The organism is Serratia sp. C2(1) (assembly GCF_036352655.1).
In the GTDB taxonomy this organism is placed as follows: Bacteria; Pseudomonadota; Gammaproteobacteria; order Enterobacterales; family Enterobacteriaceae; genus Serratia; species Serratia inhibens.
Map to the genome: position 1 here is coordinate 1 of NZ_JAZFBA010000023.1, position 498 is coordinate 498.

General features: G+C 37.3%; 1 pseudogene. It reads right to left on the reverse strand.

From position 1 onward, the window contains the following. Positions 1 to 7: 7 nt before the first annotated feature. Positions 8 to 411 (reverse strand): annotated as a pseudogene (locus V2S86_RS25355) (transposase); the annotation flags it as partial. Positions 412 to 498 lie beyond the last annotated feature (87 nt).

The following is a 498-nucleotide window of genomic DNA, read 5'->3' on the forward strand; positions in this document are numbered from 1 at the left end:
AGTTCTACAGGTATTGTCTCCTTAATTGAGTTTTAGATGGATGTCGGTTAATCCGTTCATAATAACTTGATTCAGGAACATCAAGGAGTTGACAGCTTAGTCTGACATTGAGTGCTAAAGTTTGTATGGTTTGAGCCATATCCGCAGCACTCACTTCTTTTTCTCGGCGAATATGGTCAATACTTTTTTTAAGATGTCTCGTTCTTCCTTAACTTTAGCCAGTTGTCTTTTTAATTCTAGAAAATCAGCTTTAGAGACGGAGCTTTCATTAGATTTAGAGTAGAGGTCTATCCATTTATAAATTGTTGCAGGGGCCACGTCGTATTCTTTAGACAGCTGGGTGACGGATTGACCAGAATGATAGAAGGCGATAAGGGTTTCTTTAAATTCTTTTGAGTAGCGTTTTTGCATGTTTTTTTCCTTTGTCTAAATTATACAATAGTGACTCTAAGGTTTAAGGATAACATCAGGAATGGGGAAGCTGTCAATAAACAGAGG